We start from the raw sequence: 5,792 nt of genomic DNA, 5'->3' as shown, positions 1-5,792 counted from the left end.
CTGCGGCGCGTGCTCCTGGGCCTGCCGGCGCTGCTCGTGCTGGCCGTGGCGGGCTGGTACCTGGTCGGCATGATCGTGGTGCACCGGATCGACGACGACCCGGAATTCGCCACGACCACCAGCGCGCCCGAGGGCGGCTCACGCGCGGTGGCGGCCATGGCCGACCTCGTCTCCCGGGAGATCGACCAGAACGAGTGGACGCCGAACGAGCCGTTCTTCAAGCCGGGCGTCCTGCTCGACAACATGCCGAACTACCAGACCGGCATCGTCGCCGCCGTCCAGCGCTTCGGCGTGTCGGTGCGCGACCGGCTGGCCCGGGTGCGCGGCTCCTCACAGGCGGATGCCGACCTCACCCGCGCCATGGGCCTTTTGGCTTATCCCGGCAATGTCTGGGTCTGGAACCCGGCCAATTCCTGGGCGCCCACCGCCACCACCGAGAGCCAGTACCGCCAGGCCGTGGCGGCACTGCGCGCGTATAACGGCCGGCTGGCTTCCGGCGAGGCGACGCTGGAGCTCAGGGCGGACAACCTGCTGGAAAGCCTGGACGCGATCGCCGCGGACCTGGGCTCCACCTCCGGCGCGATCTACCAGGCGATCGACCTCAGCGGGAACCGCTGGCTCGACTTCGCGGCCGACGACCTGTTCTACACCGCCAAGGGCCAGCTCTACGCCTACTACATCCTCCTACGCGAGCTGGGGCTGGATTATGCCGACGTGATCGGCGAGCGGGGTGCGGCCTCGAGCTGGTCCGAAATGCTCGACAGTTTCCGGCTTGCCGCTACGCTTCAACCGTGGGTGGTAGTGAACGGAGGACTGGAAAGCCAGTTCAAGCCCAACCATCTGGCCAGCCAGGGCTTCCTCCTGCTCCGCGCACGCACGCAGCTGCGCGAGGTGACCAACATCCTCTTGCGTTAGTGGCACACGGTCGCCACCTCAGGCGCAAGGAGAAAGATCCCATGTTCATCCAGACCGAGCAGACGCCCAATCCGGCGACCCTCAAGTTCCTTCCCGGCCGCACCATCGTCGAGCAGGGCCAGGTCGAAGTCCTCGACGCGGACGAGGCCGAGCAGGTCTCCCCGCTAGCGCGCCGGCTGTTTGCGGTAGACGGGGTGCGCTCGGTGTTCATCACCCGGGACTTCGTCGCCGTCACCAAACAGGCCGGGGCCGACTGGTATGTCCTGAAGCCGGCGGTGCTGGGTGCCATGGTCGAGCACTTCATGTCCGGTGAGCCGGCGGTGGTCCAGGCCGAGGCGGAGGCGTCGCCCGCTGCCCATGCGCCCGAGGACGACGAGACCGTGACCAGGATCAAGGAGCTCCTGGACACGCGCGTACGCCCGGCAGTCGCCAATGACGGCGGTGACATCGTCTTCCACGGCTTCGAGCGCGGCGTGGTCTACCTGCACATGAAGGGGGCCTGTGCCGGCTGCCCGTCCTCGGTGGTTACGCTGAAGAACGGCATCGAGAACCTCCTGCGTTACTACGTGCCGGATGTCGTCGAAGTCCGCGCGATCGACTGAGCCTGCGGCCGGCCCGGTGCGTGTCCTGGCGATTGGCGCGAACGGCCCGGTCGCCGCGTCCACCTGTCTGGTGGACGCTGCCGGCACGACTGTGACCGGGCGGGCGATGCGGGTCGCTGCCGGCGAGGCCGACCTGCTGCCGGCCCAGGTCCAGGCCTGCCTCCACCAGGCTGACTGGCACGCCGATGAGCTCGACCTGATCGCCTGCGGGGTCGGGCCCGGCGGCTTCACCGCGATCCGGGTAGGCGTGGCGCTCGCCCGGGCGCTGGCGCTCGCCACAGGCGTGCCGGTCATGGCGGTCTCGACCTTCGAGGCGCTGGCGGTGGCTGCCCGCGCCTGCGGCACCGAGGTGCCCTTGCGGATCGCGGTCCCCGGCGGTCGGGGCAACTGGCATGTACAGGACGTCGATGCCGCCGGCCGCTTCGGTCCGATCTCGACCGGCCCCTCCCCGCCCAGTGGCGGTGCCGGCTTCCAGCTCATCGGCGGCGAGGCTCCCGAAGCGGTGCAACTGGTGGCCGGTGCTGAGGAGGTAGGCCTGGCTGCGGCCAGGCGGCTGCTGGCCGGCGAGCAGGGGATGGGTGGCGAGATGCTGGTGCCGCTCTACCTGCGCGGTGCTGATGCCCGCGAGGGTGCCGGACGGTCGCTGCTGGATCTGGCCGGAGCGGCCTGATGGCGCTGATCGCCCTGCCCCGGCCCGGCCAGATCGCGGTCAAGAACATCGGGCCCTTCGACCTGGGACGGCTCGCCCGCCTGCACCGCGGCTGCTTCGACGATGGCTGGTCGAGGTCGGACATCGCCCATCTCTTGTCCCTGCCGGGCAGCTTCGGGCTGATCGCACGCTGCTTCGACCGCGGCTTTTCCGCGATCGACGGACTGCGCGGGGTCGGATTTGCCATCTGCCGGGTCGTGCGTGACGAGAGTGAACTATTGTCGATCGGCGTGTTGCAACCTTGGCGCAAGCGCGGGGTCGCCGGAATGTTACTAGAAACCGCGATGTTCCGGGCGCATGAAGCCGGTGCCGAGGCGATGTTCCTGGAGGTCGCCGTGGACAATGTCACGGCGCAGAGCCTGTATGAAAGATATCGCTTCGAGCGGGTCGGCACGCGCACCGACTATTACCACCGACCGGATGGCCGCAAGACCAGCGCCTATACGATGAAGGCCTCTCTCGGGAGCCTCAGGTCTCGAGCGGAGCCGGACTAGTCCTTCCCCCGGCGCACGACAAGCTCGAAAATCCCGCTTTCCACAGCTTCGCGAGCGATGACCTCGTGTCCATGGTCCGTGAGGGAAACAGGTACATTACTCAGCGGTTCACCCTCGCGCAGCCGAATGCGCAGCATGTCGCCGGGGCGCATTTTTTCGAGTGCCAGCTTTGCACGGACGAACGTGATCGGGCAGGTGTCGGCAGTGATGTCCAGGGTTGCTTCAGTTGACGGCACTTCAACTAGCCTTTTCTGAGACGATTTTTCTCTGTGACCCCTTGCGGGCGCGCGTTGAAGAAATATAGTAGTGGCTCGTCTAATACCAAGTAGGCCGGGAGCCCGTACGCTGAGATGGCGGATCAGTTGACCCAGAACGAACTCCTGTCGTTGACGACGGAGATCGTCGCGGCACACGTGTCGAACAACACCGTGTCGTCCACCGACCTGCCCGACCTCATCAGGCTCGTATATTCGTCTCTGTCGTCCCAGGGCGTCGAGATCAAGGAAGAGCCCCAGGAGAAGCTGACCCCGGCCGTGCCGGTGAAGAAGTCGGTGACGCCTGAGTACATCATCTGTCTGGAGGACGGGAAGAAGTTGAAGATGCTCAAGCGGCATCTGAAGACCCGTTATAATATGTCCCCGGAAGACTATCGCAAGCGCTGGGGGTTGCCTGACGACTACCCGATGGTCGCGCCCGCCTATGCGGAGCAGCGCTCTTCGCTGGCGAAGAAGATCGGGCTCGGTACCAAGCCGCGGGCACGCGGCCGCCGTTCGGCCTGACTGCAACCGCCCGGCGGGAGGTGGTGGCCCGCCGGCCTGCGCCTCGCGCACCGGTGCGGCCTGCGCCGGCGGTAGCCTCCAGTATCGGTGCCGCGGGCACCGATGGCGCGGCTGCGCCACGAAGCGTAACTTGACGGGTCGAGCCGCGCTGGGAATAACTCGGCGCGGTAGAACCATCCCTGGTTGGCGGGTGACGAAGAAGCTCTTCATCAAGACCTATGGCTGTCAGATGAACGTCTATGACTCCGAGCGCATGGCCGGAGCTCTGGCACCACATGGGTACGCCGCCACGGATCGGATCGAGGACGCGGATCTCGTCGTCCTCAATACCTGCCACATCCGCGAGAAGGCCGCCGAGAAGGTCTATTCCGAGCTCGGCCGGGTCCGCCTGCTGCGCGATCAGCGCCGGGCCTCGGGCGACGACCTGACCATCGCGGTCGCGGGCTGCGTCGCCCAGGCCGAGGGCGAGGCCATGCTCGAGCGGGCGCCCTTCATCGACGTGGTAGTGGGCCCGCAGGCCTATCACCGCCTGCCCGAGATGCTGGCACGGCGCAGCCGGTCCGCGCGGGGCGTGGTCGACACCGACTTCCCCCCGGAAAGCAAGTTCGACGAGCTGCCGGCGGCGCTCACGCCCGTGGGCCCCTCTGCCTTCCTCACCGTTCAGGAAGGCTGCGACAAGTTCTGCACCTTCTGCGTGGTGCCCTATACCAGGGGTGCCGAGGCGTCGCGGCCGGCCGCCGCGATCCTGGCCGAGGCGCGCCAGCTCCTGGACCAGGGGGTCTGCGAGATCACCCTGCTCGGCCAGAACGTCAACGCCTATCGTGGCGAGGGGTCGGACGGCAGGAGCTGGAGCCTCGGCCGGCTGATCCGTGCCCTGGCCGAGCTCGATGGCTTGGCGCGGATCCGCTACACGACCTCACACCCGCGCGACATGGAGGACGAGCTGATCACGGCGCATCGCGACGTGCCGCAGCTCATGCCCTTCCTGCATCTCCCGGTGCAGTCCGGTTCGGATGTGCTGCTCCAGGCGATGAACCGCAAGCACGGTGCGGACGACTATCTCCGGCTGGTAGACCGGCTGCGCGCGGCGCGGCCCGACCTGGCCCTATCCTCCGACTTCATCGTGGGCTTTCCCGGCGAGACTGACGAGGACTTCCACGCGACCTTGCGGCTGGTCGAGCAGGTCCATTACGCCCAGGCCTTCTCCTTCAAGTACAGCCCGCGGCCGGGCACGCCCGCCAGCCTGATGAAGAAGCAGGTGCGCGAGGCAATTAAGGCCGAGCGGCTGGCGGTCCTGCAGGAACTGCTGGAGGCGCAGCGGCGTTCGTTCGACCAGCAAAGCATCGGGACGGTGATGGAAGTGCTGATCGAGCGTGACGGGCGGGACGTGGGCCACAAGGCCGCCCGCTCCCCCTGGCTGCAGATCGTCCACCTGGCGGGCGAGGACCTCCGCATCGGCGACCTGTGCCGCGTCGAGATCACCGGCGCCAACCCGCGCAGCCTATCGGCGCGCCTCCTGCCCTCACCCACTGTCCAGCGAGGACGCGCCGCTTGAAGCCGCTCCTGCCGATGGCGGAACTCGACCACGCGGATCGCCGGGTCGTCCTGCCGGACAACCGGCTCTGCGCCACCGTGTTCGGCCAGCACCACAGCCATCTGGCCCGGATCGAGCAGCAGCTCCCGGTTAACCTGGTGGCGCGTGGCAACGAGGTGATCGTCCATGGCGACGACCCGGATGCCGTGAACGCTGCGGCGACCGTGCTGCAGGAACTCTATGTCCGGGCCCGCGGCGGCGAGCAGCTCGGCCGCAACGAGGTGGATGCCACCGTGCGCATGGTGACGGCGGGCGAACCCTTGCCGACCGACGGCTATCGCGGCCAGCAGGCGGCGGTGCGCACCGAGCGCAAGCTCGTGGTGCCGCGCACGCCCAACCAGGCGCGCTACCTGGAAGCCCTGCAGAAGAACGACCTGGTGCTGGGCCTGGGCCCGGCCGGCACCGGCAAGACCTATCTGGCGGTGGCCGCCGCGGTGGCGGCGATGAAGGCCAGGACGGTGGAGCGGCTGATCCTGTCGCGCCCGGCGGTCGAGGCCGGGGAGCGGCTGGGCTTTTTGCCCGGCGACATGCGCGAGAAGGTCGATCCCTATCTCCGGCCGATCTACGACGCGCTGCACGACCTCCTGCCCGAGGGCCGGCTGGAGCGCGCAATCGAGACCGGGCAGATCGAGATCGCGCCGCTGGCCTTCATGCGCGGCCGCACCCTGCGCAACGCCGCGGTGATCCTGGACGAGGCGC

Annotated in this window: 8 protein-coding genes; 7 read left to right on the top strand and 1 reads right to left on the bottom strand. The window is 68.1% G+C overall.

What is annotated here, in order from left to right:
• The 4 genes from EQG76_RS08670 to EQG76_RS08655 form a co-directional block, all read left to right on the top strand.
• Nucleotides 1–915 (top strand): DUF2333 family protein (locus tag EQG76_RS08670; protein ID WP_159712490.1); only part of this gene is annotated, 915 nt, incomplete at its 5' end.
• A gap of 41 nt (nucleotides 916–956) precedes the next feature.
• Nucleotides 957–1,517 carry a NifU family protein gene (locus tag EQG76_RS08665; protein ID WP_159712488.1) on the top strand — a complete coding sequence of 187 codons (561 nt, stop codon included), beginning with the start codon at nucleotides 957–959 and terminating at the stop codon, nucleotides 1,515–1,517.
• Between the two features lie 16 nt (nucleotides 1,518–1,533).
• The gene (gene tsaB, locus EQG76_RS08660) at nucleotides 1,534–2,187 is read left to right on the top strand and encodes a tRNA (adenosine(37)-N6)-threonylcarbamoyltransferase complex dimerization subunit type 1 TsaB (protein WP_159712486.1); all 654 of its coding nucleotides are present in this window, start codon (nucleotides 1,534–1,536) and stop codon (nucleotides 2,185–2,187) included.
• Nucleotides 2,187–2,720 (top strand): GNAT family N-acetyltransferase, encoded by a 534-nt coding sequence (locus tag EQG76_RS08655; RefSeq protein WP_159712484.1) that lies wholly within the window; start codon nucleotides 2,187–2,189, stop codon nucleotides 2,718–2,720. Before tsaB ends, EQG76_RS08655 begins: the two co-directional genes overlap by 1 nt.
• Here the strand turns inward: EQG76_RS08655 and EQG76_RS08650 are convergent.
• Nucleotides 2,717–2,956 (bottom strand): sulfurtransferase TusA family protein, encoded by a 240-nt coding sequence (locus EQG76_RS08650; RefSeq protein WP_159712482.1) that lies wholly within the window; start codon nucleotides 2,954–2,956, stop codon nucleotides 2,717–2,719. The genes EQG76_RS08655 and EQG76_RS08650 overlap by 4 nt on opposite strands.
• A 114-nt stretch (nucleotides 2,957–3,070) precedes the next feature.
• Here EQG76_RS08650 and EQG76_RS08645 point away from each other — a divergent pair, with 114 nt between their 5' ends.
• The 3 genes from EQG76_RS08645 to EQG76_RS08635 form a co-directional block, all read left to right on the top strand.
• Entirely contained in the window at nucleotides 3,071–3,499 is a 429-nt protein-coding gene (locus EQG76_RS08645; protein ID WP_159712480.1) for a MucR family transcriptional regulator, read from the top strand.
• A gap of 190 nt (nucleotides 3,500–3,689) precedes the next feature.
• Nucleotides 3,690–5,054: a tRNA (N6-isopentenyl adenosine(37)-C2)-methylthiotransferase MiaB gene (gene miaB, locus EQG76_RS08640; protein ID WP_235031264.1), complete on the top strand. Its 1,365-nt coding sequence runs from the start codon at nucleotides 3,690–3,692 to the stop codon at nucleotides 5,052–5,054.
• Nucleotides 5,051–5,792 (top strand): PhoH family protein (locus EQG76_RS08635; protein WP_235031263.1); only part of this gene is annotated, 742 nt, incomplete at its 3' end. The genes miaB and EQG76_RS08635, both read left to right, overlap by 4 nt.

Source organism: Geminicoccus flavidas (genome assembly GCF_009806515.1).
In the GTDB taxonomy this organism is placed as follows: domain Bacteria; phylum Pseudomonadota; class Alphaproteobacteria; order Geminicoccales; family Geminicoccaceae; genus Geminicoccus; species Geminicoccus flavidus.
This window is presented reverse-complemented; position numbering and strand designations above follow the sequence as displayed.

Excerpts from the sequence above, each read along its gene's own strand:
- EQG76_RS08665 (WP_159712488.1), top strand. The coding sequence starts at position 957 with ATGTTCATCCAGACCGAGCAGACGCCCAATCCGGCGACCCTCAAGTTC.
- EQG76_RS08655 (WP_159712484.1), top strand. The coding sequence starts at position 2,187 with ATGGCGCTGATCGCCCTGCCCCGGCCCGGCCAGATCGCGGTCAAGAAC.
- EQG76_RS08645 (WP_159712480.1), top strand. The coding sequence starts at position 3,071 with ATGGCGGATCAGTTGACCCAGAACGAACTCCTGTCGTTGACGACGGAG.